The 25944-nt window shown below is 69.8% G+C and carries 21 protein-coding genes and 1 riboswitch; of the genes, 10 read left to right on the forward strand and 11 right to left on the reverse strand.

All coding sequences use genetic code 11. The features are described 5' to 3' along the window. Positions 1–48 precede the first annotated feature (48 nt). The 3 genes from ABZW18_RS24095 to def all read left to right on the forward strand — a co-directional run bounded on the left by ABZW18_RS24095 (position 49) and on the right by def (position 3622). Positions 49–1431, forward strand: coding sequence for an HD domain-containing protein (locus ABZW18_RS24095; RefSeq protein WP_356190795.1), 1383 nt, complete (start codon positions 49–51; stop codon positions 1429–1431). A gap of 459 nt (positions 1432–1890) precedes the next feature. Beyond that, positions 1891–2874 carry a hypothetical protein gene (locus ABZW18_RS24100; protein ID WP_356190798.1) on the forward strand — a complete coding sequence of 328 codons (984 nt, stop codon included), beginning with the start codon at positions 1891–1893 and terminating at the stop codon, positions 2872–2874. A 94-nt stretch (positions 2875–2968) separates the two neighbouring features. Beyond that, a complete protein-coding gene (gene def / locus ABZW18_RS24105) occupies positions 2969–3622 on the forward strand; it encodes a peptide deformylase (RefSeq protein WP_356190800.1) in 654 nt (217 codons plus the stop codon). A gap of 136 nt (positions 3623–3758) precedes the next feature. Here def and ABZW18_RS24110 read toward each other — a convergent pair whose 3' ends face one another. The 6 genes from ABZW18_RS24110 to ABZW18_RS24135 form a co-directional block, all read right to left on the reverse strand. Continuing rightward, entirely contained in the window at positions 3759–5705 is a 1947-nt protein-coding gene (locus ABZW18_RS24110; protein WP_356190802.1) for a transglycosylase domain-containing protein, read from the reverse strand. A gap of 120 nt (positions 5706–5825) precedes the next feature. Further along, complete coding sequence (locus ABZW18_RS24115; protein ID WP_356190857.1) at positions 5826–6845, reverse strand: ribonucleotide-diphosphate reductase subunit beta; 1020 nt, start codon at positions 6843–6845, stop codon at positions 5826–5828. 29 nt (positions 6846–6874) lie between these two features. Then, a complete protein-coding gene (locus ABZW18_RS24120) occupies positions 6875–9295 on the reverse strand; it encodes a ribonucleoside-diphosphate reductase subunit alpha (protein WP_356190859.1) in 2421 nt (806 codons plus the stop codon). Between the two features lie 188 nt (positions 9296–9483). Next, positions 9484–9621, reverse strand: a riboswitch (cobalamin riboswitch). A gap of 324 nt (positions 9622–9945) precedes the next feature. Further along, entirely contained in the window at positions 9946–10173 is a 228-nt protein-coding gene (locus ABZW18_RS24125) for a YbdD/YjiX family protein (protein ID WP_356190805.1), read from the reverse strand. Continuing rightward, on the reverse strand, positions 10170–12398 hold the full coding sequence (locus tag ABZW18_RS24130; RefSeq protein ID WP_356190808.1) for a carbon starvation CstA family protein: 2229 nt from the start codon (positions 12396–12398) through the stop codon (positions 10170–10172). Before ABZW18_RS24130 ends, ABZW18_RS24125 begins: the two co-directional genes overlap by 4 nt. Before the next feature lie 236 nt (positions 12399–12634). Then, a complete protein-coding gene (locus ABZW18_RS24135; RefSeq protein ID WP_356190861.1) occupies positions 12635–13408 on the reverse strand; it encodes a GntR family transcriptional regulator in 774 nt (257 codons plus the stop codon). A gap of 310 nt (positions 13409–13718) precedes the next feature. On the opposite strand from ABZW18_RS24135, the gene ABZW18_RS24140 reads away from it, so the two are divergent. The 6 genes from ABZW18_RS24140 to ABZW18_RS24165 all read left to right on the forward strand — a co-directional run bounded on the left by ABZW18_RS24140 (position 13719) and on the right by ABZW18_RS24165 (position 21544). After that, positions 13719–15008 (forward strand): extracellular solute-binding protein, encoded by a 1290-nt coding sequence (locus ABZW18_RS24140; RefSeq protein ID WP_356190811.1) that lies wholly within the window; start codon positions 13719–13721, stop codon positions 15006–15008. A gap of 100 nt (positions 15009–15108) precedes the next feature. Continuing rightward, positions 15109–16134: an ABC transporter permease subunit gene (locus tag ABZW18_RS24145; RefSeq protein WP_356190813.1), complete on the forward strand. Its 1026-nt coding sequence runs from the start codon at positions 15109–15111 to the stop codon at positions 16132–16134. After that, positions 16131–16982 carry a carbohydrate ABC transporter permease gene (locus ABZW18_RS24150; RefSeq protein ID WP_356190815.1) on the forward strand — a complete coding sequence of 284 codons (852 nt, stop codon included), beginning with the start codon at positions 16131–16133 and terminating at the stop codon, positions 16980–16982. Before ABZW18_RS24145 ends, ABZW18_RS24150 begins: the two co-directional genes overlap by 4 nt. An 8-nt stretch (positions 16983–16990) precedes the next feature. Then, positions 16991–18649 (forward strand): glycoside hydrolase family 3 N-terminal domain-containing protein, encoded by a 1659-nt coding sequence (locus ABZW18_RS24155; RefSeq protein WP_356190817.1) that lies wholly within the window; start codon positions 16991–16993, stop codon positions 18647–18649. A gap of 43 nt (positions 18650–18692) precedes the next feature. After that, positions 18693–19763, forward strand: a complete 1071-nt coding sequence (locus tag ABZW18_RS24160; RefSeq protein WP_356190820.1) for an SIS domain-containing protein — start codon at positions 18693–18695, stop codon at positions 19761–19763. A gap of 311 nt (positions 19764–20074) precedes the next feature. After that, positions 20075–21544: a PAS domain-containing sensor histidine kinase gene (locus ABZW18_RS24165; RefSeq protein WP_356190864.1), complete on the forward strand. Its 1470-nt coding sequence runs from the start codon at positions 20075–20077 to the stop codon at positions 21542–21544. A 184-nt stretch (positions 21545–21728) separates the two neighbouring features. Here ABZW18_RS24165 and ABZW18_RS24170 read toward each other — a convergent pair whose 3' ends face one another. Both ABZW18_RS24170 and ABZW18_RS24175 read right to left on the reverse strand, forming a co-directional pair. Next, positions 21729–21986: a WhiB family transcriptional regulator gene (locus ABZW18_RS24170; RefSeq protein ID WP_003983230.1), complete on the reverse strand. Its 258-nt coding sequence runs from the start codon at positions 21984–21986 to the stop codon at positions 21729–21731. A gap of 319 nt (positions 21987–22305) precedes the next feature. Beyond that, positions 22306–23274 carry a diacylglycerol kinase family protein gene (locus ABZW18_RS24175; RefSeq protein WP_356190823.1) on the reverse strand — a complete coding sequence of 323 codons (969 nt, stop codon included), beginning with the start codon at positions 23272–23274 and terminating at the stop codon, positions 22306–22308. Between the two features lie 70 nt (positions 23275–23344). On the opposite strand from ABZW18_RS24175, the gene ABZW18_RS24180 reads away from it, so the two are divergent. Continuing rightward, positions 23345–23782, forward strand: a complete 438-nt coding sequence (locus ABZW18_RS24180) for a hypothetical protein (RefSeq protein ID WP_356190824.1) — start codon at positions 23345–23347, stop codon at positions 23780–23782. 219 nt (positions 23783–24001) lie between these two features. Here the strand turns inward: ABZW18_RS24180 and ABZW18_RS24185 are convergent, their stop codons facing one another. The 3 genes from ABZW18_RS24185 to ABZW18_RS24195 all read right to left on the reverse strand — a co-directional run bounded on the left by ABZW18_RS24185 (position 24002) and on the right by ABZW18_RS24195 (position 25917). Next, the gene (locus ABZW18_RS24185) at positions 24002–25123 is read right to left on the reverse strand and encodes an RNA polymerase sigma factor SigF (protein WP_356190866.1); all 1122 of its coding nucleotides are present in this window, start codon (positions 25121–25123) and stop codon (positions 24002–24004) included. Further along, positions 25012–25425, reverse strand: coding sequence for an anti-sigma regulatory factor (locus tag ABZW18_RS24190; protein WP_356190826.1), 414 nt, complete (start codon positions 25423–25425; stop codon positions 25012–25014). Before ABZW18_RS24190 ends, ABZW18_RS24185 begins: the two co-directional genes overlap by 112 nt. Positions 25426–25656: 231 nt before the next feature. Beyond that, positions 25657–25917: a UBP-type zinc finger domain-containing protein gene (locus ABZW18_RS24195; protein WP_356190828.1), complete on the reverse strand. Its 261-nt coding sequence runs from the start codon at positions 25915–25917 to the stop codon at positions 25657–25659. Positions 25918–25944: the final 27 nt, after the last annotated feature.

The raw sequence follows: 25944 nt of genomic DNA on the forward strand, positions 1-25944 counted from the left end.
GACCCGTCGCCGCATCCGGCATCCGGAGCCATGCACCGGTCAGGAACCATGAACAAAGCCACGCCCGGAGCCGCCCTCTGGGGCCTGCCCGGGGACCCGCCCTCGGACCCGTTCGAGACCGCACCGCAGCCGCACCGCCGGCCCCCGGCGCGCTTCCGCCGTCCCGCCGGCTCCGCGCGCTCCCCGCGTACGCGCCCCCGTACGCCGTGGGCCGTGCTCGGCGTACGGGTCGCCAGTGGAGCGCTCGGCGGCGCGGGGTTCGGATGGACCCTGTGGCACGGGATACAGCGGCCGGGGGCGGCTCTCGCCTTCGGACTGCTCATCGCCGTGGGCGAGCTGGTCCGCCGGGGGCCCGGCGGCCGTGAGGCCGCCCCCCTCGCCGCCGCCGGGGCCCTCGCCTACGCGCTGCTCGGCGAGATCGCCGGGGAGCCCGTCAGCCACGGCGTACTCCAGGTCGTGACCGTCGTCGGCGCTGCCGCCCTCGCCGGCACCGCTCCGCACGTCGCCTTCGGCCGCACCCCGGTCCTCGACCACCTCGCCCGCCGCGTCCTGACCGCGGGTTTCACCGCCACCTGTTTCCAACCTCTGTACGGCTCGGACGCGTTGCCCGAGTGGACCGGTCAAGGCCCGTACCGCGCCCTGCTCCTGCTTCTTCTGCTCGTCCTCACCGCACTCTGCGACGCGGTGCTGGGCGCCGCTCTCGCCCGCGCCCGTACCGGCTGGCCGTACGGACCGCTGCTCCGTGACGAACTGCGGGCGCTGATCGGCATCGGCTCGGCGATCTGCGCGACGGGCGTGGTCATCGCCCTCGCCGTGGCCGTCGCGGGGCTCTGGGCGCTGCCGGTGTTCTGCGTGCCGCTGCTGCTCACGCAGTTCTCCTTCCGCCGCTACGCCGCCGTAAGGACCACCTACCGGCAGACCATCGCCTCCCTCGCCCGCGCCACCGAGATCGCCGGTTACACCCCGGCGGGCCATGCCCGCCGGGTCGCCGGCCTCAGCTGTGCCGTGGGACGCGAGCTGGGTCTGTCCGAGGCCGATATGACCGTGCTGGAGTACGCGGCGCTGATGCACGACATCGGCCAGCTCTCCCTCCTCGACCCGGTTCCCTCGGGCGCCACCGAGCCGCTGCCGCACGAGGAACAGCGCCGTATCGCGCTGCTCGGCGGCGCGGTCGTACGGCAGACCGGGGTGCCCGCCGAGGTCGCCGTCGTCGTCGAGCGGCAGGCCGACCCGTACCGCGAGCAGCCGCTCACCGCTCGTATCGTCCGCACGGTCAACGCCTACGACGACCTGGCGGGCGGCGGTGGGCGGCTCGGCGGCCCGCTGACGGCGCTGGAGCGGCTACGGCTGGCCACCGCGCGGGACTACGAGCCGCGGGTCGTGGAGGCCCTCGCGCGCGTGCTCGCGCGTGGCGGCGGCCCGCCGTCCTGAACACCGGTCCGCCGCGGTACCCGGCCTGCTGCGTCCCCGGTCCGCCGCGGCCCCTGGCCTGCTCGGCGGAAGCCCACCGGCAGACGCGGTGACAGCCTTCAGCGGAGGCGTGGAACCCACGGGTAATGAGCGCGTGCCGAGATGGGCATGGTTGGATGCGAAGGGAGGGGTTCGGGCGTCGCCAAGCGGCAAGGAGCAGTGGTGGACGTCGGTATCCAGGCTGAGAGGGTGGCCAATGTGTGGCAGGTTGTCCTCAAGGAGGGCGACGCCGTACAGGTGGACGACACCGTGTTCGCCCGGGGTCGAGGAAGACGGAGATCCCGGTGCCCAGCGGGCGCCGGGGACGGTCACCGGTATCCGAGGTGACCGAGGGGGACGTCATGCAGCAGAGGGACGTTCCGGCCGTCCTCGGCCGGCCCACACGGCACAGGACATGGAGCTAACCGGCAGGCGGGAATCGTGAAGATCTTCGGCAAGGTACGGCATCGGCCCTCCGCCTCGTGGCGACAGGCGACCGACCGCGCTTTCACGCTGATCGGCGACGGTCGGTACGAGGACGCGGGCGCGCTGCTCACCCGGGCCGCCGACCTGGAGCCCTGGCTCTCCGAGTCATGGTTCAACCTCGCCCTGCTGCACAAGTTCCGGCACGACTGGGAACAGGCGCGCGCCGCCGGACTGCGCGCCGTCGCGCTCCTCGACCGCGAGTCCGGCGCCCCGGACTGGTGGAACGTGGGCATTGCCGCGACCGCCCTGCAGGACTGGCCGCTGGCGCGCCGCGCCTGGCAGGCCTACGGGCTGCGGGTGCCCGGCGAGGGTGCCCCGTCGGCCGAGCCGGTCGGCATGGAGCTGGGCAGCGCGGCTGTACGGCTGTCGCCCGAGGGCGAGGCGGAGGTCGTCTGGGGCCGCAGACTCGACCCGGCCCGTATCGAGGTGCTGAGCATCCCGCTGCCGTCCTCCGGACGGCGCTGGGGCGAGGTCGTGCTGCACGACGGCGTACCGCACGGTGAGCGGATCACGGCTGCCGGTCCCTCGTACCCGGTCTTCGACGAGATCGAGCTGTGGGCGCCGTCCCCGGTGCCGACCTGGGTGGTGCTGCTGGAGGCCGCTTCGGAGACCGACCGGGACGCGCTGGAGCGGCTCGCGGCCGACGCGGGCTTCGCCGCGGAGGACTGGTCGTCCTCGGTGCGGCTGCTGTGCCGTACCTGCTCGGAGAGCCGGATGCCCGTCGACGAGGGCGACGGCGAGCAGCACCTCGACCCGCACGACCACAGCGAGCCCGGGCACCCCGGCCCGCTGGGGCACCGCACGTCGGGCGATCTGTGGGTACCGGAGCGGGAGTGCGGGATCGCGGCGCCCTCCGGGCTGGTCCGTGGTCTGCTGGACGGTTGGGTCGCCGACAGCCCCGGCACGCGCGCGTGGCGGGACCTGGAAGAAGTCTGCTGACGCACCAGGGGTTCCGGGCGGGCCGTACTCTGTACGGAGCCCGGTCACGGGCTCAGGGGCGGTCCCACAGGGTTTGAGGAAGGCGTACAGCGGCATGGCGCAGCAGGACAGCGGGCAGCAGGTGGCGGGCGAGGTGGACGAGGCGGAGACCTCGGGATTCCTGGACGACACGGTGGATGCCGAGGCCCGCGAGCAGGCCCACCGCGAGCGCGGGACAGCCCGCCCGATCACTGTTGTCGGCAACCCGGTGCTGCACCGGGGCTGCCAGGACGTGACCGCATTCGACGACAAGCTTGCCCAGCTCATCGACGACATGTTCGCCAGCCAGCGGGCGGCGGAGGGCGTGGGCCTCGCCGCGAACCAGATCGGCGTCGACCTGCGGGTATTCGTCTACGACTGCCCCGACGACGAGGGCGTTCGGCATGTGGGCGCGATCTGCAACCCGGTGATCGAGGAGCTGCCCGCCGACCGCCGGGAGCTGGACGAGTCCAACGAGGGCTGTCTGTCGGTCCCCACCGCGTACGCTCCGCTGGCCCGGCCCGACTACGCGATCTGCCGCGGCCAGGACCTCCGAGGGAATCCGGTCGCCGTCGAGGGGAGGGGCTACTTCGCGCGCTGCCTCCAGCACGAGACCGACCACCTCAACGGCTATCTCTACATCGACCGGCTGTCCAAGCGGGACCGCAAGGACGCCCTGCGGCAGATGGCCGAGGGCACCCCGCGCTACGAGACCGTCCCCAACGACTGAGCCCAACGACCGAGCCGGGGGCTGAGCGGGAGAGCCGAGCCGGAGAACTGAGCCCGAGAGCTGAGCCAGGGCCGAGCCGAGAGCTGGGCCCTGGCCGAGCCGGGGGACCGAGCCGGAGTCCTGGCTCAGTTCCCCATCAGCTCCCCAGCGTCGAGGTGGCGTACGCGGTCCAGATACGGACCGGGAAAACGTTCCCGCGCTCGGAGTCCGGTCCGCCCACGCCCTGCATGGGGAGCAGCTGCGGTGTGCCGGGCTTCGACCGGAACATCGTTACGGCGGTGGTCATTTCACCGGTGTGGCCCACGAACCACGCGGATTTCATCCTGTCGTTGGGCCCCGTCCTGCCCGCGGTGACGTAGCCGAGTTTCCGGGCGGTCTCCGGATCGATGCTGTCCCATGCGACGGCGCTCAGCGCGCCCGAGACCTCTTCGGCCACCGCGGGGGCCATGACGCGCGCCGCCGGAGGCCTGACGAAGCCGCCTATCCGTCGGCCGTCCCGGAAGACCTTGGTCACCGAATAGGGATCGGTCCGGGTGCCGCCGTTGACGAAGGTGCTGTAGGCGCCCGCCATCCGGATCGTGCTGGGCGTCGAGGTGCCGAGGGCGAAGGTCGGCTCCAGCGGCGCCATGCTCTCCCTGCGCAGCCCGGACGCGACAGCCGTCTCCCGCACCCTGTCCAGGCCGACTTTTTCGGCCGCGGTGACGAATGGCACATGGGCCGAGGTCACCAGGGGCTTGAACAGGTCGAGCTCCGGCCTCTGCACGGCCCTGGGGCCGACGACGTCGTACGGCGCGGCACCGTTGTCGTACAGGGCACCACTGTTGTTGAGGACGGCGGCCATCACGAAGGGTTTGAAGGCGGATCCCACCGGTACGCCGGAGGTGTCCGCGTTGTTGCTGAAGTGCTCGGTGGCATCGGCCCCGCCGTAGACCGCGACGATGGCTCCGTCCGTGTACCGCACCGAGGCGCCGCCCACCTCCACATGGGTGTCGGACCGGCGCTTCTTCGGGTCGATGCTGCGTTCCCGCTCGCGCTTCACGGCCCGCTCCAGCTCCCGCACCTTGTCCTTTTCGAATGTGGTGTGGATGCGGTAGCCACCGCGGGCGAGGTCCTTGTCGGTCAGCTCCGTGCGCTGCTTGATGTACTTGTTCGCGACATCGATGAGATAGCCGGTCTGGCCGGCCTGGCTCGTCGGCTTGGAGAGCTTTCGCGGCTCCGGGAAGTCGCGGTATCGGGCCCGTTCCGCTTTGCTCATCAGACCTGTTGCGACCTGCCGGTCCAATATCCACTTCCAGCGTGCCTCGGCATGCTCGTGATTGCTTTCGCCGAGCCCCGGGTCGTACTCCTCGGCTCCCTTCAGCAGGGCGGCCAACAGCGCGCCCTGGCTGGGGTTCAGGTTCTTGACGGACGTGCCGTAGTACGCGCGGGCGGCAGCCTCGATGCCGTAGGAACTGCGCCCGAACCAGCTGGTGTTGAGGTATCCCTGAAGGATTTCCCGTTTGGACTTGCTGTTGTCCAGCTTCAGCGAAATACAGAATTCCTTGAGCTTCCGCTTGAGGGTCTGTTCCTGCGAGAGATAGGTGTTCTTCACATATTGCTGAGTGATGGTGGACCCGCCCTGGATCTCCTCACCGCTGAGCATGTTGACGACCGCGCGGGCGGCGCCCTTGAACGAGACGCCGGAGTCGCTGTAGAAGCCTGTGTTCTCCGCCGCTATCACGGCGTGTTCGACGGAGTCGGGCACCTGCTGGAGGGTGACGTTCTGCCGGTTGACGGCCCCCACGCTCACCATCTGGCTGCCGTCCGCCCAGTAGTAGACGGTGCCTTCCCGGCTCGCCGCGGCATTCTCGTCGGGAATGTCGACACTCGCGTACACCACGGCGAACAGTCCGGCCGCCCCCGCGGCGGAGAGCAGCAAGGCGCTCAGCCACTGCCGCCACGACGGCGTCCAGCGCCGCCACCCGCGCCGGCCGTGGCGCGGGTAGTCGACGAAGCGCTTGCGGCCGGCGGCGCGGGTGCGCCTACGGCCGTGCGGCAGGGACGTACTGCGGCGCAGCAGGGGCTCAAGGCGGCGTAACTTCATGTTCCGCATCTTTCCCTCGACGAAGAGGACTTCGCCGAGGGAGATGGGAAACCGGAGGTTCCGGTTGCTTCCTGCCCGAATGGTCCGGTTCAGGGTCGGGGGCCTGCCGTACCCGCGGGATCAGAAGTCGTCGTCGAAGGCGACTGATCCCTCGACCGCCACCTGGTAGGCGGAGACGCGGCGCTCGAAGAAGTTGGTCAGCTCCTGGACGCCCTGCAGTTCCATGAAGGAGAACGGGTTCTCCGAGCCGTACCGCTCCGGCAGGCCGAGACGGCGCAGCCGCTGGTCGGCGACGCACTCCAGATACGCCCGCATGGAGTCGGTGTTCATGCCCGGCAGTCCCTCGCCGCACAGGTCGCGGGCGAACTGCAGCTCGGCCTCGACGGCCTCCTCCAGCATCGCCGTGACCTGCTTGCCCATCTCCTCGTCGAAGAGATCCGGCTCCTCCTCGCGGACGGTGTCCACCACCGAGAAGGCGAATTCCATATGCATGGACTCATCGCGGAACACCCAGTTCGTGCCCGTCGCCAGGCCGTGCAGCAGCCCCCGCGAGCGGAACCAGTAGACGTACGCGAAGGCGCCGTAGAAGAACAGGCCCTCGATACAGGCCGCGAAGCAGATCAGGTTGAGCAGGAAGCGTCGCCGGTCCTCCCTCGACTCCAGCCGGTCGATCTTCTCGACCGAGTCCATCCACCGGAAGCAGAACTGGGCCTTCTCGCGGATGGAGGGGATGTTCTCGACCGCGTCGAACGCGGCGACGCGGTCGTCCGGGTCGGGGAGATACGTGTCCAGCAGCGTCAAGTAGAACTGGACGTGGACGGCTTCCTCGAAGAGCTGGCGGGAGAGGTAGAGCCGCGCCTCGGGGGAGTTGATGTGCTTGTAGAGGGTGAGCACCAGGTTGTTGGAGACGATCGAGTCACCGGTCGCGAAGAAGGCGACCAGACGGCCGATCATGTGCTGCTCGCCGGGGGAGAGCTTGGCGAGGTCGGCCACGTCCGAGTGGAGGTCGACCTCCTCCACGGTCCAGGTGTTCTTGATCGCGTCGCGGTAGCGCTCGTAGAAGTCCGGGTAGCGCATCGGACGCAGGGTCAGTTCGAAGCCCGGGTCGAGAAGGTTCTTGTTCCGGGCGGCGGAGGACATCCCGGCGGAGGACATCGTGGCGGAAGACATTACTGGCAGGCCTCGCAGGACTCGGGGTTCTCCAGGGAGCAGGCCACGGCGTCGTCCGCTTCGGTGGTCTGCTGGAGGGGGATGGGGGCGGTGGTCGCCGATGAGCCGCTCGCCGCGCGGGCGATCCTGGTCGCCGGCCGCGAGCGCAGGTAGTAGGTCGTCTTCAGCCCCTTCTTCCAGGCGTAGGCGTACATCGAGCTGAGCTTGCCGATGGTCGGCGAGGCCATGAAGAGGTTCAGCGACTGGCTCTGGTCGAGGTACGGCGTACGGTCCGCGGCCATGTCGATCAGCGCCCGCTGCGGGAGTTCCCACGCCGTGCGGTACAGCTTCCGTACGTCCTCGGGAATCCAGCCGAAGTCCTCCACGGAGCCGTTCGATTCACGCAGCGCCTCCCGGGTCCTGGCGTCCCACACGCCGAGCCGCTTCAGCTCCTGCACCAGGTAGGAGTTCACCTGGAGGAACTCACCCGAGAGCGTCTCGCGCTTGAAGAGGTTGGAGACCTGCGGCTCGATGCACTCGTACACACCCGCGATCGAGGCGATGGTGGCCGTCGGCGCGATCGCGAGCAGCAGCGAGTTGCGCATGCCGGTGGAGGCGATACGGGCGCGCAGCGCCTCCCAGCGCTCCGCCAGGACGGGCTCCGCGACGGCGTCCGGGAAGTGGTCCGGGTGCAGAACTCCGCGCGAGGCACGGGTGGAGGACCAGGCCGGGTGCGGCCCGTGCCGCTCGGCCAGGTCGCAGGAGGCCTCGTACGCCGCCAGCATGATGCGCTCGGCGATCCGCGTGGAGAGCAGGGTCGCCTCGGGGGAGTCGAAGGGCAGCTTCAGCTGGAAGAAGACGTCCTGGAGGCCCATGACGCCGAGGCCGACGGGCCGCCACCGCCCGTTCGACGCCGATGCCTGAGGCGTCGGGTAGAAGTTGACGTCCACGACACGGTCGAGGAAGGTCACGGCGGTACGGACGGTGGCGTCCAGCCGCTCCCAGTCCATCTCGCCGTCGGGGCCGAGGTGCGCGCCGAGGTTGACCGAGCCCAGGTTGCAGACGGCCGTCTCGCCGTCGTCCGTCACCTCCAGGATCTCGGTGCAGAGATTGGAGGAGTGGATGACCTTGCCGGGTTCGGCCGTCTGGTTGGCGGTCCGGTTGGCGGCGTCCTTGAAGGTCATCCAGCCGTTGCCGGTCTGCGCGAGGGTGCGCATCATCCGGGCGTAGAGCTGGCGGGCCGGGACCCGCTTGTGCGCCAGGCCCGCGGCCTCCGCCTCGCGGTACGCGCTGTCGAACTCCTCGCCCCACAGGTCGACGAGGTCGGGCACGTCCACCGGGGAGAACAGCGACCACTCGGCGTCGGCCTCCACGCGGCGCATGAACTCGTCCGGGATCCAGTGCGCGAGATTGAGGTTGTGGGTGCGGCGCGCGTCCTCACCGGTGTTGTCGCGCAGCTCCAGGAACTCCTCCAGGTCCGCGTGCCAGGTCTCCAGGTAGACACAGGCCGCGCCCTTGCGCCGGCCGCCCTGGTTGACCGCGGCGACCGAGGCGTCGAGGGTGCGCAGGAACGGCACGATCCCGTTGGAGTGCCCGTTCGTGCCGCGGATGAGGGAGCCGCGGGACCGCACGCGGCTGTACGGCAGACCGATGCCGCCCGCGTGCTTCGACAGCCGCGCGACCTGGTGGTAGCGGTCGTAGATCGAGTCCAGCTCGTCGAGCGGCGAGTCCAGCAGATAGCAGGAGGACATCTGCGGGTGCCGGGTGCCGGAGTTGAAGAGCGTGGGGGAGCTGGGGAGGTATTCCAGCCGGCTCATCAGCCGGTAGAGCGCGGTGACCTCGCCGACCGCACGGTCCGGGCCCGCCGCCGGATCGAGCGAGGTCTCGGCGAGTCCGCAGGCCACTCGCAGCATGAAGTGCTGCGGGGTCTCGATGACCTGACGGGTGATGGGGTGGCGCAGCAGGTACCGGCTGTAGAGGGTGCGCAGGCCGAAGTAGCCGAAGCGGTCGTCGGCGCCGTCGGCGATGGCGACCTCGACCAGCGTGTCGAGCCGGGCGGCGTGCAGCCGTACGAACTCCGCGGTGCCGTCGGCGATCAGACCTTCGCGGTGGCCGACCTCGACCGAGGCGGTGAAGCAGTCCGCGCCCTGACCGGCCGCCTCGTCGGCGATGGCGCGGGTGAGCAGCCGCGCCGCGAGCCGGGAGTACTCGGGGTCCTCCGAGATCAGACCGGCGGCGGCCTCGGTCGCCAGTTCCCGCAACTCGGCCTCGTCGGAACCCGCGTGGCGGCCGCGGAGCGCGGCTGCGGCGACCCTGCCCGCGTCGGTCGCGGGCAGATCGGCGGTGAGGTCGGTCAGGGTACGCAGCAGCGCGGTGCCGGGGCCGTCGGTGACGGTGCTGTCCACGACCGCGGCGGAATCCGTGGCGGATTCGGGTGACACAGGCTCCGTGTCTGCCGCAAGCGGTGCGGGCGCGATGGTCACGTGGTGCTCTCCCTCGCTCGGCTGGGGCCGCGAGGGGTGCTCGACGGGCGCATGCGGGCGTACCGCACCCAGGGCAGGGCAAGCACACCGCGCAGCGTCCACCGGCCCAACCCGCGAGGCCCGGACGATTGGTCGCCCGGCTCGGTCGAGCAGGGCAGGCTGCCGGCAGGTCATCGGACTAGGAAGCACGCGAACATGCGCACTTCATACCGTTGCGGGACAGTTCCGGATTCGCACCGGATTCCCCTGCGTGGACAGCGAGCACGAGCATACATCTTGTGTTGCCGACCGCGTGCAACACCACATGTAGTGTCGTGACTTCGGGGGTGCGGTTTGCAGGGGAACACTTGTGGTACAGGTGGCAGGCCGCCGCAGCACGGGGAAGCGGGCGCCTTGCACGGTCAGGATTTCCTTTCGGGATGTCTGCGCGGGCCGGTCGGCCGGTGCTTCACGGCCTTGACTGCCGTACGCGTGCCCGAACGATGCCGGCGCCCGGCCCCCGTGCGGGCGGGTGCGCACGGGGAGCGGAACGGACAGCGGGCCGCCGCCCCGGTCCTGGGGCGGCGGCCCGCTTCCATCCGTACCGCGTGCGGCGTATCGCGTGCCGCTCAGCAGCAGCGGAAGCCGTCGCGCGGATCGGCCTCCCGCGCATCGGTGCGCTGCCGCTCGAAGTCCCGCCGGGTCAGCACCTTTGCCTCCGGGTCGCAGGTCCGCGCATGGGCGACGTACCGGTCGTACGCAGCCTCGCCCGACGCCTCGCGCCAGAACCAGCGGATCCGCGAGACGGCCCTCCGTACGGTCCGGGCGCGCCCGGCCCTTACGGTCCCGGCACTCACACCGGCCCCCCGGAGACGGGAGCGGAGTCGGAGTCCGGGGTGTCGTCCTTCCGGATCCCGCCCTCGCTGCCGACCCCGGCCGCGACCAGTTCGGCCTTCTCCTCCTGCGTGGGGATGAGCCCGGCCGGGGCGACCAGCTTCGACTCGACGTAAGGCGTCTCCTTGAGCTGTGTGGCCTCCGGGTTGCGGACCGCCTTGATGCACACCCGCGTGGCGTCCGCGATCACCACGACGATCAGGATCGCGAACAGCGCCGCCAGGACGCCGTCGACCGTGGTGTTGGTGACCACGGTGTGCATCTCGTCCATGTTCTTCGCGGGCGGCAGCACCTTCCCGGCATCGATCCCGGCCTGGGCCGCGTCACGCTGAGCGAAGAAGCCCACCCGCGGGTCTTCGGAGAAGACCTTCTGCCAGCTCGCGGTGAGCGTGACGGCCGCGTCCCAGGCCAGCGGAACCGCCGTCACCCAGGCCCACTTGAGCCGCCCGGACTTGACGAGCAGGGTGGTGCACACCGCGAGCGCGACCGCGGCCAGCAGCTGGTTCGCGATACCGAACAGCGGGAACAGCTGGTTGATGCCGCCCAGTGGGTCGTGCACGCCGACCCACAGGAAATAGCCCCACGCGCCGACCACGACCGCGCTGGCGGACCACAGGCCCGGCTTCCAACTGACGTCGCGGAACGGCTTGTAGACGTTGCCCAGCATGTCCTGGAGCATGAACCGGCCGACCCGGGTGCCCGCGTCCAGCGTGGTGAGGATGAACAGGGCCTCGAACATGATGGCGAAGTGGTACCAGAAGGCCTTCATCCCGGCACCGCCGACGACCGCGGAGAAGATATCCGACATGCCGATCGCGAAGGTCGGCGCGCCGCCGGTCCGCGACAGCAGCGACTGCTCCTCGACGTCCTTGGCCGCCTGTGCCAATTGGTCGGGGCTGATGGTGTAGCCGAGGTTCGCCACCGCTTCGGAGGCGGACTGGACGCTGTCACCGATGACACCTGCGGGCGAGTTCATCGCGAAGAACAGACCGGGCTCGATGATGCACGCGGCGATCAGCGCCATGATGGCGACGAAGGACTCCATCAGCATCGAGCCGTAGCCGATCATCCGGACCTGCGTCTCCTTCTGGATCATCTTCGGGGTGGTTCCCGAGGAGACCAGGGCATGGAAGCCGGACAGCGCGCCGCAGGCGATGGTGATGAAGACGAACGGGAAGAGCGAGCCCGCGAAGATCGGACCGTCCCCGCGGGAGGCGAAGTCGGTGAGCGCGGGCATCTTCAGGGACGGCAGGGCGATGACCACGCCGAGCGCCAGCAGGCAGATCGTGCCGATCTTCATAAAGGTCGACAGATAGTCGCGGGGCGCCAGGAGCATCCACACCGGCAGTACGGAGGCGACAAAGCCGTAGGCCACCAGCCAGATGACCAGTGTGCCGGGCTCCAGGGTGAAAGTGTCAGCGAGCGAGGACTCGGCGATCCAGCTGCCGGCGACGATCGCGAGGAGCAGCAGCGCCACCCCGATGACAGAGACCTCGGTGACCCTGCCGGGACGGAGAATCCGCAGGTAGAAGCCCATGAACAGGGCGATCGGGATGGTCATCGCGATGGAGAAGGTGCCCCAGGGGGATTCGGCGAGCGCGTTGAGCACCACCAGCGCCAGCACCGCCAGCAGGATGATCATGATCGCGAACACGGCTACGAGCGCCGCCGCCCCGCCGAACGGGCCGATCTCGTCCCTGGCCATCTGGCCCAGCGACTTGCCGTCGCGGCGCATGGAGAAGAACAGCGTCACCATGTCCTGCACCGCACCCGCGAAGATCACACCGACGATGATCCAGATGGTGCCCGGCAGATAGCCCATCTGTGCGGCGAGCACCGGGCCCACCAGTGGCCCGGCCCCCGCAACCGCGGCGAAGTGGTGCCCGAGGAGCACCCGGCGGTCGGTGGGGTGGAAGTCGACACCGTTGTTGAGCCGTTCGGCCGGTGTGGCGCGCGTCCTGTCGACCTTCAGCACGCGTTTGGCGATGAAGCGCGAGTAGAAGCGGTAGGCGATGGCGTACGAGCCGAGGGCGGCGGCTACCATCCAGACGGCCGACACCTCCTCGCCGCGCGAGAGCGCCAGCACGGACCAGCCGGCCGCACCGATCATGGCGACGAGAGCCCAAATGGCAACCGACACAGGGTTGACGCTGCGCTTCGGGGCGTTGGGTGGTGCTGGCTCTGGCATGACAACGGCTCCGTCCCTGACGATGATCTCCTGCGCAATGCGCCTGGAAATCTAAGTCAGCGTCCCGGCACGCGTCACTACCCGTCCGCATACCGGTACGGACACGGTTGGGAAACCAGCAGGTCAGCGGGGGTCCGCGCCGGTGTCAGTCCGCAGGCCGCCGGAGCCGGGCCACGCTGTGCCGTCCCGGGGGATACCCCCCGGGCCCCCAACTGGGTCGGGGGTGGCCCGCCTTCTCAGTCCGCCGGCCGCTGCAGCCGTGCTACGAACTTGTACCGGTCGCCGCGGTAGACGGACCGCACCCACTCCACCGGCTCGCCCTGCGCGTCGTGCGAGTGCCGCGAGAGCATCAGCATCGGCAGCCCTACGTCGGTGCCGAGCAGCCCCGCCTCGCGCGGTGTGGCCAGTGAGGTCTCGATGGTCTCCTCGGCTTCTGCGAGGCGCACGTCGTAAACCTCCGCCAGGGCCGTATAGAGAGAGGTGTACTTGACGAGGCTGCGGCGCAGCGCGGGGAAGCGCTTCGCCGACAGGTGCGTCGTCTCGATCGCCATCGGCTCACCGCTCGCCAGCCGCAGCCGCTCGATGCGCAGCACGCGCCCGCCGGTCGCGATGCCCAGCAGGTCCGCCAGCCGGTGATCGGCCGTCACATAGCCGATGTCCAGCAGCTGCGAGGTCGGCTCCAGGCCCTGTGCCCTCATGTCCTCGGTGTACGAGGTGAGTTGCAGCGCCTGGGAGACCTTGGGCTTGGCCACGAAGGTGCCCTTGCCCTGGATCCGCTCCAGCCGGCCCTCGACGACGAGTTCTTGGAGCGCCTGGCGCACCGTGGTACGGGAGGTGTCGAACTCGGCCGCGAGGGTGCGCTCCGGAGGGACCGGAGTCCCGGGCGGGAGCGTCTCGGTCATCTCCAGCAAGTGCCGCTTCAGCCGGTAGTACTTCGGGACGCGAGCGGTGCGTGTCGCGCCGCCCGCCCCGCTGGGTCCGCCGTTCCCGGCGCCCCCGTCCGTCTCCATGGCCAGCCTTCCCGACTCATGTCCTGCTGCCGTCACCGGCTCCTCCGTACGTAGCGGCTCACATGGTGGCACGGTCCGGCCTCGTCAGGGCATGGCTCCCGCCCAGGTGTCGGTCCGGTAACGGACACGACAGCGACTCTTATACACCCTTGACACCCCAAAAGGTCTAGGCCAAGCTGCGGGCACTGGTCTAAACCATTAAAGACCATGTCCCAGACCCACGGACGGTGCGCGCCCGTAACGAGTCGATTGCGGCTGAGCGGACTCCGGGCGGTGGGGGGGTTCTCAGGCATCCCTTGAGGAGGGTGGCGTGAAGCGCAAGCTCATCGCGGCGGTAGGCGTCGTGGCCATGGTGGCGGGCGTCGCGGCGTGCGGTTCCGACGGCGGCGGCAACGCGAACAAGGACCCGAAGGAGCGCACCGGGGACCTGAAGGTCTGGCTGATGGTGGATGCGCAGACGGCCTGGCCCGAGCTGGTCGAGGACGTCAACGCCGAGTTCCGGAAGAAGTACCCCAAGGTCAAGGTGAAGGTCGACTTCCAGCAGTGGCCCAACAAGGTGCAGAAGCTGGACGCCGCGCTCACCGGCAAGGGCGCCCCGGATGTGGTGGAACTCGGCAACACCGAGACCATGCAGTACATCCTGGGCGGCGCGCTCGCCGAGATCGACGCCGAGCAGTACGAAAACTCCGACACCTGGATCAAGGGTCTGAAGGACACCTGCACCAGTGACGGCAAGCTCTACTGCGTCCCCTACTACGCCGGTGCGCGGGTCGGGATCTACAACGAGGACATGTTCAAGGGCGCCGGCGTGCAGGCGGCGCCGGAGACCGAGGACGCGCTGACCGCGGCTCTCGACAGGATCGAGAAGAAGTACGGCTCGGAGAAGGCCTTCTCCTCCCTCTACATGCCGGGCCGTTACTGGTACGCGGCGATGTCGTACGTGAAGGCGTACGGCGGCTCCATCGCCACCGAGGACGGCGGCAAGTGGAGGGCGAGCCTCTCCTCGCCGGAGTCGATCAAGGGCATCGAGCACTGGGCGGAGCTGGTCGAGAAGTACTACGGCGGCGACAAGACCAAGGACGAGGCCGATCAGTCCGCGGTCATGTCCCAGAAGAAGTCCGCGGTCATGTACGGCAACGGCTGGGAGGCCGGGGTCGTCTTCGACAAGAAGGCGGGCGACCCGAAGCTCGAGGGCAAGATCAAGAATTTCGCCTTCCCCGGCCCCGGGGGCAAGACCCTGCCGTCCTTCATCGGCGGCTCGGACCTCGCGATCACTCAGCGCTCCGAGAACCAGGATCTGGCCGCCGCCTGGATCAAGGAGTTCACCAGTGAGAAGTCCCAGAGCGTACTGGTCGGCAAGAACACCCTGCCGAACAACACCAAGCAGCTCGAGCCGCTGAAGAACAAGCCGGAGACCGCCGCCTCCGCGAACGCGGTCGAAGGCGCCTGGTTCACCCCGATCGCCCCGGGCTGGGCCTCCATCGAGAAGAAGCAGATCCTCCAGAAGATGCTGGTGGACATCGTGACCGGCAAGAAGTCCGTGAAGGAGGCCGCCAAGGCCGCGGACACCGAGATCGACTCGATCATCAACACCGGCTGACCCGCCGTCGGCTCCCGGACACAACCGTCACATCCGGGAGGGGCCGGCGCCGCCGGTCCCTCCCGCCCCGCCGACCGCGGGGAACCGAGGGGATCAGCTCATGAGCGCCGCTGGCACACGCGCGGCAGGGCCGGGCACGCCACCCACCGCGTCGACGGCCGACCGCACCAGGACGCCCGGCCCGTCGGGCGGCCGGCCGACACCGGAGAGGCCCGGCGGCCGCGCGCCGGGCCGCCGCCGTATCCGCACACCCCTGCCGTACGCCCTGATCGCGCCCGCCGTCCTCGGCCTGGGCGCGGTGCTCGGCTGGCCGATGATCCACATGATCATCCTCTCCTTCCAGGACATGCGCAGGAACAACCTCTGGGGGAATCTGCCCGCGCCCTGGGTCGGCCTCGACCAGTACACGCGCATCCTCGGGGACTCCCACTTCTGGGTGGTGGCCGCCCGCACCGGGCTCTTCGTCGTCGTCTGCGTGCTGCTGAGCATGTCGCTCGGCCTGCTGACCGCGATGCTGATGCAGCGGGTCTCCACCTGGGTCCGACTGCTGATCATCGCGGCGCTGGTCGCCGCCTGGTCCATCCCCCGGCTGGTGGCGACCTCCATCTTCCGCTGGCTGTTCGACACCGACTACGGCTTCGCCAACTCGGCACTGACCGCGCTCGGCTTCGACCACCAGGGACACAACTGGTTCGTGAACCCCTGGTCCGGCTTCGGCGTGATCGTGCTCGTCGTGGTCTGGGGCGCCCTCCCCTTCATCGCCATCACGCTCTACGCCGCGCTCACCCAGGTCCCCAAGGAGCTGGAGGAGGCGGCCAGGATGGACGGCGCCTCGGGCGCCGGCATCTTCCGCCATGTCACCCTGCCGGTGATCAAGCCCGTGCTGACCATGGTCACCACGCTCTCCGTCATCTGGGACTTCGGCGTCTTCGAGCAGGTTTGGCTGATGCGCGGCGCCCATGTGGAGGCGGACTACGAGCTGTTGGGGCTGTACGCCTTCAACGCGGCCTTCACCGGCAACTCGTTCAGCCAGGGTGCGGCCATCGCCCTGATCACCATGCTCCTGCTGCTCGGAATCTCGCTGTTCTACCTGCGCCAGATGCTGAAGATCGGAGAGGACGAGTGAGCACCCACACGGGGGCACGCACCCGCCGCCGGATATCGAGAACCGGCTACAACCTGCTTGGCCTGCTGGCCTTCGCCGTCATGGCCTTCCCGGTGTACTGGCTGGTCAAGGGCGCGGTCAGCCCGCGCGGAGACCTCTACTCCTACGATCTGCGGCTGTGGCCCAGCGAGTTCACCCTGGAGGGGTTCCGCACCGCGGTCGGCACCCCCACCTTCTGGGACAACCTGCGGGCCAGTGTCGTCGTCGGCCTGTGCACGGTGGTGATCGCCATCGCGATCGGGCTGCTCGCCGCGTACGCCATCGCCCGGTTCGGCTTCTACGGCCGCAAGGGCCTCATGGTCGCCCTGCTCGCGGTCCAGATGGTCCCGCAGACCGCGCTGATCATCCCGCTCTACATCCAGCTCAACGCCTTCGACGGAGTCGATCAGCTCTGGGGCGTCATCCTGGTCTATATGAGCTTCATCCTGCCGTACACGGTATGGATGCTCCGCGGCTTCATCGTCAATATCCCCAAGGAGCTGGAGGAGTCGGCCATGGTCGACGGCTGCACCAGGATGGGGGCGTTCCGCAAGGTCGTCTTCCCGCTGGTCGCCCCCGGCCTGGTCGCCACGTCCATCTACGCGCTCATCCAGGCCTGGAACGAGTACGTGCTCGCGTATGTCCTGCTCTCCAGCAACGACAAGCAGACCCTGCCCATCTGGCTGGTCGGCTTCGCCACCTCGCGGGGCGTCGACTACGGCGCCCAGATGGCCGGTGCGACGCTCATCGCGCTGCCCGTCGTGATCTTCTTCCTGATCGTGCAGCGCAAGGTTGCTGCAGGCCTCACCTCCGGCGCAGTGAAGGGATAACGCTCTCCATGACCCTCGCCCGCGGCACCACTGCATCCTCCCGGCAGGCACGGCATCCGGCGGCGTCCTCGCCGCGGGCCGGAGCCCCCGATGAGCTCACCCGGAACGCCCTCGCCGTCCTCCAGCCCGGATTCACCGGCACCAGCGCGCCCGACTGGCTGCTGCGCCGACTCGGCGAAGGGCTCGCCGCGGTGGGCCTGTTCGGCCGCAACATCGCCTCGCCCGAGCAGCTGGCGGCACTCACCGGACGGTTGCGCGCCGAACGCCCCGAGGTGCTCGTCGCGATCGACGAGGAGGGCGGCGACGTCACCCGGCTGGAGGCCCGACGCGGCTCCTCCTTCCCCGGCAACCTCGCTCTCGGCGCCGTCGACGACCCCGCCCTGACCCGGGCCGTCGCCCACGAGCTGGGCCGTCGGCTCGCCGCCTGCGGCGTCAATCTCAACTGGGCGCCCTCCGCGGACGTCAACTCCAACCCGGCCAACCCGGTCATCGGCGTACGCTCCTTCGGTGCGGAGCCGGACCTCGTCGCCCGGCACACGGCGGCGTACGTCGAGGGCCTCCAGTCCGCCGGAGTCGCCGCCTGCACCAAGCACTTCCCCGGCCACGGCGACACGAATGTCGACTCGCACCACGACCTGCCGCGCATCGGCGCCGGCCTCGACACGCTGTACGCCCGTGAACTCCCCCCGTTCCGGGCGGCGGTGGCGGCCGGCACCAAGGCCGTCATGAGCGCGCACATCCTGCTGCCCGCGCTCGACCCGGACCACCCCGCCACGCTCAGCAGCTCCGCGCTGGGCGGACTGCTGCGTGCCCCGGTCAGCGAGGGCGGCCTCGGCTTCGACGGGCTGATCGTCACCGACGGCATGGAGATGCGCGCCATCTCGGCGACCTACGGCATCGAGCGTGGCAGCGTCCTGGCCGTCGCCGCGGGCGCCGACGCCCTCTGCGTCGGTGGCGGACTGGCCGACGAGGCGACCGTGCTGCGGCTGCGCGACGCGCTCGTCACCGCCGTACGCGAAGGGGGGCTCGACGAGGAGCGGCTCGCCGACGCGGCCCGCCGCGTCCGGGAGCTGGCCGTATGGACGCTCGCGGCGGCCCCGGGGACGGACGGCTCCCCGGCGGAGCGGGCCGCCGGGCTCGCGTCCTCGCCCGAGGTGGGGCTCGCCGCGGCCCGCCGGGCGCTGACCGTCACCGCCCGGGAGACATACGAGCCGCTGACCGCGCCGCCCTACGTCGCCGCCTTCACGCCGGTCACGAACATCGCCGTCGGGGAGGAGACGCCGTGGGGCGTCGCGGCCGAGCTGGCCCGGCTCCTGCCGGGCACCGGCACCGGCACCTACGACAGCGCGTCCGCGAACAGCGCGTCCGTGGGCAAGACGTCCGCGAACGCCGCGTCCGGGGACGGGTTGCCCGCAGTGATCGCACATGTGCTCCAGCAGGCCGCCGACCGTAGGATCGTCGCTGTGGTCCGCGACGTTCACCGGCACCCCTGGATGGCGAGCGCACTGGACTCTCTCCTCGCCGCACGGCCGGATACGGTCGTGGTCGAGATGGGTGTACCCCAGGCGCCGCCCACCGGAGCGCTGCATATCGCCACCCATGGCGCCGCCCGCGTCTGCGGTCGGGCCGCCGCGGAGGTCATCACCGGCAAGAACGCCGGGCGCTGACGGCCGCGGACAGCGCAACACCGAACAACTGGAGGCACCCAGCATGTCCGCCACGAATCCGGCCCAGCACAGTGAGCAGCCGGGCCGGATCATGTCCGGCGAGATGGCCGAACAGCCCGCGGTCCTGCGCAGGCTGCTCGAGGAGGGCGCGCCGAAGATCCGGGAGGTCGCGGAGCGGGTGGCCGCCCGTGAACCGCGCTTCGTACTGCTGACCGCGCGCGGCACCTCCGACAACGCGGCGCTGTACGCGAAGTACCTGCTCGAGGTGTTGCTGGGCAAGCCGTGCGGACTGACCTCCATGTCCACCACGACGGCGTACGGTGCCCGGCCGGACCTCACCGATGTCCTGGTCATCACGGTCAGCCAGTCCGGTGGCTCCCCCGACCTGGTGGCCTCCACCCTGGCCGCCCGCGACGCCGGAGCGATCACCGTCGCGGTCACCAACAACGCGGGCTCGGCCCTGGCCGAGGCCGCCGAGTTCCACATTGACGTCCTCGCCGGTCCGGAGAAGGCGCTGCCGGCGACGAAGAGCTACACCGCCGAGCTGCTGGCGCTCTACCTCTTCGTCGAGGGCCTGCGAGGAGGCGACGGCTCGGCCGCCAAGGTGCTGCCGGAGGTCGCCCAGCAGATCCTCGACCGCCAGGGCGAGGTGAAGGCGCTCGCGGGGCGCTACCGCTTCGCCGAGCGCATGGTTCTCACCTCCCGCGGCTACGGCTATCCGACCGCCAAGGAGGCCGCGCTGAAGCTGATGGAGACCAGCTACATCCCGGCGCTCTCCTACTCCGGAGCCGATCTGCTGCACGGTCCGCTCGCGATGGTGGACAACATCTCGCCGGTCATCGCGATCGTCCCCGAGGGCAAGGGCGGCGACGCCCTTCAGCCGGTGCTCGACCGGCTGCGCGGCCGCGGCGCCGATCTGGTCGTCATCGGCAGTCAGGCCGAGGTCGACAAGGCATCCGCGGGATTCGCGCTGCCGACGTCGGGAGTCGCGGAGGAGGTCCAGCCGATCCTGGAGATCCTGCCGCTGCAAATGCTGGCGTACGAGGTGACGATCGCCCGCGGTCAGGACCCGGACGCACCGCGCGCGCTGGCCAAGGTGACCGAGACCCACTGACCGGCCGGCACCGGCCCAACGGCCCGGAAACACCCGCGGGCCGCGGCGCCGGGACAGGACCCTCAACCTGTCCGGCACCGCAGCCCGGAGCTGATGCCGGCCGCCCGCTGAACGGGCCGACCGACCGGAGGCCACGGCGCAGTCAGGGCAGAGAGCGTCGCGGGCCTCATTCCGCCCTCCTGTGCGGGGAGGACGGAGGTCTTTATCCGGCCATTGTGGACTAGACCATTCTTGTCTGTCTACGTGTTCGCCTAGGATTCAACAAGGATTCAACGGATCGCGCCACCGGTAGGCTCGCACACGTGCCCTCCATGAACGACCTCGTACGCCAGCACACGGCCCTCGACGAATCCGACCTCGAGTGGCTGCATCTGCTGGTCTCGGAGTGGCAGCTGCTCTCCGACCTCTCCTTCGCCGATCTCGTCCTCTGGGTCCCGACGCTCGACGGCACCCGCTATGTCTCCGTCGCGCAGATGCGCCCCAACACCGGGCCCACCTCCTATCAGGACGACATGGTCGGCCATCTCGTTCCCCGCGGCCGCCGCCCGATGCTCGACGCCGCCCTGGACGAGGGCCGCATCGTACGGGAGGGCGACCCCGAGTGGCGCGAGGAAGTCCCGGTCCGGGTCGAGTCCATCCCCGTACGCCGCGAGGGCAGGGTCCTCGGCGTCATCGCGCGCAATACCAATCTGCTGACCGTACGGACTCCGAGCCGGCTCGAGCTCAGCTATCTCCAGAGCGCGTCCGACCTCGCCCAGATGATCGCCGCGGGCACTTTCCCGTTCCCCGGGCAGCAGGTCGACATGGACGCCTCACCGCGCGTCGGTGACGGCCTCATCCGCCTCGACGCCGACGGAGTCGTCCAGTACGCCAGCCCCAACGCCCTCTCCGCCTACCACCGTCTCGGCCTTGCCGCCGACCTCGTCGGCCACCACCTCGGCCAGGCCACCGCCGAACTCGCCCCGTCCCGGGGCCCGGTGGACGAGGCGCTGGTCAAACTCGCCAGCGGCTGGGCACCGCGCGAGACGGAGGTCGAGGGCAACGGCGGCGTCATCCAGCTGCGCGCCATCCCGCTCAAGCCCAAGGGCACCCGGATCGGCTCGCTCGTCCTGCTGCGCGACGTCACCGAGCTGCGCCGCCGGGAGCGCGAGCTGATCACCAAGGACGCCACCATTCGGGAGATCCACCACCGGGTGAAGAACAACCTGCAGACCGTCGCCGCCCTGCTGCGTCTCCAGGCCCGCCGGATGGATTCGGACCAGGGGCGCGAGGCGCTGGAGGAGGCGGTGCGCCGGGTCGGCTCGATCGCCATCGTGCACGAGACGCTCTCGCAGAACCTGGACGAGCGGGTGGAGTTCGACGACATCGCGGACCGGGTTCTGGCCATGGTGTCGGAGATCTCTCCCGGCCGGGTGACCGCTCGCCGTACGGGCCGGTTCGGCATTCTGGACGCCGAGGTGGCCACCCCGCTGTCGATGGTGCTCACCGAAGTGCTGCAGAACGCCCTGGAGCACGGCTTCGGACCCGGGGAGCAGGGCACGGTGGAGGTGTCGGCGGTGCGCGGCGGGACACGGACCGAGGGCCGGCTGCTGGTGACGGTGCAGGACGACGGACGCGGACTGCCGGACGGCTTCGACGCGCAGCGGACCGGCAATCTGGGCCTGCAGATCGTACGGACGCTGGTGGAGGGCGAGTTGGGCGGGTCATTCGACATGCAGCCCGCCCCCGAGCGCGGCACCCGCGTGGTCCTGGACATCCCCGTACGCGCCGAGAAGCAGTGAACGGCCCGGCGCCGCACGGCACTTGAACAGCAATGAGCCCCGGACCTGTGGGTCCGGGGCTCAAGGCTCACGTTGCGATGCGCATCGGGGGTACTGCGCGCTGCGGCTCGGGGGCGGGAGGTACGTGCGCGCTCAACGAAGTAGTCACGTCGGGCACACGCGCCGCCCTGGCAAAGGGGTTCGGTCAGGCGCTCGCGTTGCGCGCCCGGTTGCGAGCGGCGCGGCGCTTCATCGCGCGGCGCTCGTCCTCGCTGAGGCCACCCCACACACCGGAGTCCTGGCCGGACTCCAGCGCCCACTGCAGACACTGCTCCATGACGGGGCAGCGGCGGCAGACGGCCTTGGCTTCCTCGATCTGCAGCAGCGCAGGACCGGTGTTGCCGATGGGGAAGAAGAGCTCGGGGTCTTCCTCGCGGCAAACGGCGCGGTGACGCCAGTCCATGGCTGCTCCATCTCCTTGTATTACCAGCTGATTGCTTGTGAATGTGAACGCTTTCACGAATCCCTCCGCAAGGGATGGGGCCGTCGTCCAGTTACCTGGTGCGGTCCCAGTGGAATGAGGAGGGGTTCTGGCTCTCAAGGAGGCTGTGTTGCGGGTGCCGTCCCGAGCGCCATGAAGAGACTCGCAAACCTCGGCGGCGGATACAACCCCTTCCGGAAAGTTTTTTTTGATTCCTTGGTGTCGTCTCGGTCACAGCCGTACTTCCAGTGGGTGGAGGCTGGCCTAAACGTTCGAGTAGAAGGAGTTTTGCCTCTTCCGCTCACACAATCACACGCAGTGCACGGCGTACGCCTGTGAACGTCACGCTCGTTCGCACTCCCAGGTGGTCACCGTCCATCTGGAAGGGCAGCGGCGCCTGGGAATGCAAGGTGAAGTCCGTCAGATCGTGCAACGACACGGCGTGCTTTCCATGGGGTCCGCGTTCCGGTGACGACGTCAGCAGCTGGGTCGCATAGCGGGCAACCGCGGGGGCCGAGAGCTTGCTGAGTCCGAGCACGTCGAGGGCCGTGTCGAAGGACGCCTCGGGGGACGCGTACACCGGGCGATTGCCCAGGTAGGTCCAGGGGGCGGTGTTACAGACTATCGACAGCACGAGGTCGTGCACGGGGTCCTCGCCCGGCCGCTCCAGGGTGATCGTGCCCCGTCTGCGGTGCTGCTCCTTGAGGAACTGCCGCATCACCTGCCGTACGTACAGCGCATGGGTCGAGCGCTTGCCCTGCTCGCGCTGCTGTTCGACCCGTCCCACCACACCCGCGTCGAAACCGAAGCCCGCGCAGAACGTGAACCAGCGGGTGGGCGCGCCCTCGTCCTCGGTGCCGGGTGTGCCGGCGGCCAGCCCCAGCCCCACTGTTCGCTCGCTGTGGTCGTGCAGCGCGTCCAGCAGGGCGCCGGTGGCCTCGACGGGGTCGTTCGGCAGCCCGAGGGCGCGGGCGAAGACATTGGTCGATCCACCGGGCACGACAGCGAGGCCGGGCAGCGACTCGGGCGCGGGGCCGTTGTGCAGCAGTCCGTTGACGACTTCGTTGACGGTTCCGTCGCCGCCGAGCGCGACGACCAGTTCGGTCTCGCCGCCCTCGGCCGCCCGGCGCGCCAGATCGCGTGCGTGCCCGCGGTACTCGGTCATCGCGACCTCGAGCTTGAGATCGCTCGCGAGCGCGTGGATCAGGACGTCCCGGGTGCGGCCACTGGTAGTGGTTGCTGCCGGATTGACCACGAGAAGGGCGCGCATGCCCAGCACACTACCCACCCCTCGGCGTACGGGCCCAGCCGCGGTGGGCGCCGCGGGCTACCCTGCTGGGGTGAGCAGCAAGCAGACCCAGGCCCCCGACGACGACTCCCCGGCCGGGCCCCGCCCGGCCCGGCTGACCGTGGCCGCCGCGCTGGCCGGTGCGGAAGGTGTGGTGCTGGCCGCGTTCGGGGCGTATCTGCTCGTCATGGGGCTGGTAGGGGATCCGGACAGCCCGAGGCAGGCGGAGATGGGCGGGCTGACCCTGCTGGCGCTCGCCGCTCTGCCGCTGGCCGCCGCTCGTGGGCTGCTGCTGCGGCGCCGGTGGAGCCGGGGTCCGGCGCTGATCATTCAGATCATGGCTGTGCCGGTCGCCTGGACGCTGATCGGCACGGGGGGAGCGGTGATCGTCGCCGGGGTGGCGCTCGCTCTGGTGGCGCTGGCCGTGCTGGCGCTCCTGGTCAATCCGACTGCGACCGAGGCACTGGGCATCGCACCCCGCGACGCGTGACCGCTCGCGGCGTATGACCGTTCGTGGGGCATGACCGTTCGTGTTGAACCCGCGGTGTATGACTACCTGCGGTGTGTGGGCGCCCACGGCGCACGCTGAGTCGCCGTCCTGGCGTCACCGCCGCCCTTGGCCCGGCGAGCGCCGTGGAGCGGGAGCGCCGGACCGGTGTCCCGCCGGTATCACCCGGCAGGACACATGGCTCGCTCCGTAGTGGAGCGGTCACTCCTCGACGAGCAGCCTGTCGCGGAGCTGGGCGAGTGTGCGGGCCAGCAGCCGTGAGACGTGCATCTGGGAGATGCCGACCTCCTGGGCGATCTGCGACTGGGTCATGTTCCCGAAGAACCGCAGCAGCAGGATCTTCTTCTCCCGCGGCGGCAACTCCTCCAGCAGCGGCTTGAGCGACTCGCGGTACTCCACACCCTCCAGGGCGTCGTCCTCCGCGCCCAGGGTGTCGGCGACCGCCGGGGACTCGTCGTCCGTGTCCGGCACGTCGAGCGAGAGCGTGCTGTAGGCGTTCGCGGACTCCAGCCCCTCCAGCACCTCCTCCTCCGAGATGCCCAGGTGCTCGGCCAGCTCGTGGACCGTCGGCGACCGGCCGTGCCGCTGGGACAGCTCTGCGGTCGCGGTGGTCAGCGACAGCCGCAGCTCCTGGAGCCGGCGCGGCACCCGTACCGCCCAGCCCTTGTCGCGGAAGTGCCGCTTGATCTCTCCGACGACCGTCGGCGTCGCATAGGTGGAGAACTCCACCCCGCGATCCGGGTCGAAACGGTCCACCGACTTGATCAGACCGATGGTGGCGACCTGGGTCAGATCGTCCAGCGGCTCGCCGCGGTTGCGGAACCGGCGTGCCAGGTGCTCCACGAGCGGCAGATGCATCCGCACCAGGTGATTGCGCAGCTCCGCGCGCTCCGGCGAACCGTCCGGCAGCTCACCGAGCTTGATGAACAGGGCCCGGGCACCACTGCGGTCGTGCACATCGGGCAGCTGCCCGTGCTCGTGCTCGTACGCGTGCTCCGGCTCGTGCTCGCGCTGAGCGCCCTGGTGCTGCTCGGTCCGATGCTGATCGTTCTGACTCTGCTCGGTGTGCCGCAGTTCGTCCTGGCGCTGCTCGTGCTGATGCTGGTCCTGGTCCATATGGTCCGCCCGCTCTGCCTGCTCGGGAATGGCCGTACTGGGCACCACCCGCGAGACGCGCCTCTCGTCCTGCACCGGCCTCCCCGTCCCGTCCGTCACGGCTGTCCAGGGCCCGCGCCGCGCTTCTTGTGCAGGCTGATGCTGACCGTACGGTCCTCCCCGACGGTCGAGTCGACCTCGCCTGCCAGTGCGGAGAGCACCGTCCAGGCGAAGGTGTCGCGCTCGGGCGCGCGCCCGTCGGTGGTGGGAGCCGAGACGGTCACCCGCAGTGCGTCACCGACCAGACGGAAGACGCAGCTGAGGACGCTTCCCGGTACGGCCTGCTGCAGCAGGATCGCGCAGGCCTCGTCCACCGCGATGCGCAGATCCTCGATCTCGTCGAGGGTGAAGTCCAAGCGCGCTGCGAGGCCGGCCGTGGCCGTTCGCAACACCGACAGGTAGGCACCCTCAGCGGGCAGCCGGACTTCCACGAAGTCCTGGGTCCCGGGCTCGCCTGCGATCTGGGACACCCTCACCTCCAAGGTGGCACAAGCTGGTTGAGCTGGTTGGACGCCGGCCCCGATCCCCGCTCGAAGGCGAGGTGCGGACCGACGCGGCACATGGTCCGGCTGTGACGCTATCGCGATCTGTGGGTCGAGGTCCCGCGGACCCGGGGAGCGTTACTCATTGTAAGCCTGTGTGCACGGAAAGTCGCTAGGTTCTCGGGGCTCAAATCGAGGGGATGCGCACACGGTTGGTGACTAGGCGATCCGCTGGTCGACAAAGCACCACCGCCAGCTCTCGCCGGGCTGGAAGGAGCGCATCACCGGGTGTCCGGTGTCCTCGAAGTGCCGTGAGGCGTGCCGCTCCGGCGACGAGTCACAGCATCCCACGTGACCGCACGCCAGGCACATACGCAAATGGACAAAGTCGCTCCCCAGCGCCCGGCACTCGAGGCAGGTGTCGCTCAGCGCGGAGGGCTCGGGGCGCGGCAGTTCCGGAACGTGCGGGCACTCGCTCATGATTGCCAGGTTAGAACGCGCCGAATC

The sequence above is a fragment of the Streptomyces sp. NPDC004647 genome (assembly GCF_040609575.1).
GTDB lineage: Bacteria > Actinomycetota > Actinomycetes > Streptomycetales > Streptomycetaceae > Streptomyces.

Bases quoted from the DNA above. Each gene is read 5' to 3' on its own strand.
- ABZW18_RS24145 (WP_356190813.1), top strand. From the start codon at position 15,109: ATGAGCGCCGCTGGCACACGCGCGGCAGGGCCGGGCACGCCACCCACC.
- ABZW18_RS24135 (WP_356190861.1), bottom strand. From the start codon at position 13,408: ATGGAGACGGACGGGGGCGCCGGGAACGGCGGACCCAGCGGGGCGGGC.
- ABZW18_RS24160 (WP_356190820.1), top strand. From the start codon at position 18,693: ATGTCCGCCACGAATCCGGCCCAGCACAGTGAGCAGCCGGGCCGGATC.
- ABZW18_RS24170 (WP_003983230.1), bottom strand. From the start codon at position 21,986: ATGGACTGGCGTCACCGCGCCGTTTGCCGCGAGGAAGACCCCGAGCTC.
- ABZW18_RS24115 (WP_356190857.1), bottom strand. From the start codon at position 6,845: ATGTCCTCCGCCGCCCGGAACAAGAACCTTCTCGACCCGGGCTTCGAA.
- ABZW18_RS24155 (WP_356190817.1), top strand. From the start codon at position 16,991: ATGACCCTCGCCCGCGGCACCACTGCATCCTCCCGGCAGGCACGGCAT.
- ABZW18_RS24175 (WP_356190823.1), bottom strand. From the start codon at position 23,274: ATGCGCGCCCTTCTCGTGGTCAATCCGGCAGCAACCACTACCAGTGGC.
- ABZW18_RS24195 (WP_356190828.1), bottom strand. From the start codon at position 25,917: ATGAGCGAGTGCCCGCACGTTCCGGAACTGCCGCGCCCCGAGCCCTCC.
- ABZW18_RS24165 (WP_356190864.1), top strand. From the start codon at position 20,075: ATGAACGACCTCGTACGCCAGCACACGGCCCTCGACGAATCCGACCTC.
- def (WP_356190800.1), top strand. From the start codon at position 2,969: ATGGCGCAGCAGGACAGCGGGCAGCAGGTGGCGGGCGAGGTGGACGAG.
- ABZW18_RS24130 (WP_356190808.1), bottom strand. From the start codon at position 12,398: ATGCCAGAGCCAGCACCACCCAACGCCCCGAAGCGCAGCGTCAACCCT.
- ABZW18_RS24110 (WP_356190802.1), bottom strand. From the start codon at position 5,705: ATGAAGTTACGCCGCCTTGAGCCCCTGCTGCGCCGCAGTACGTCCCTG.
- ABZW18_RS24095 (WP_356190795.1), top strand. From the start codon at position 49: ATGAACAAAGCCACGCCCGGAGCCGCCCTCTGGGGCCTGCCCGGGGAC.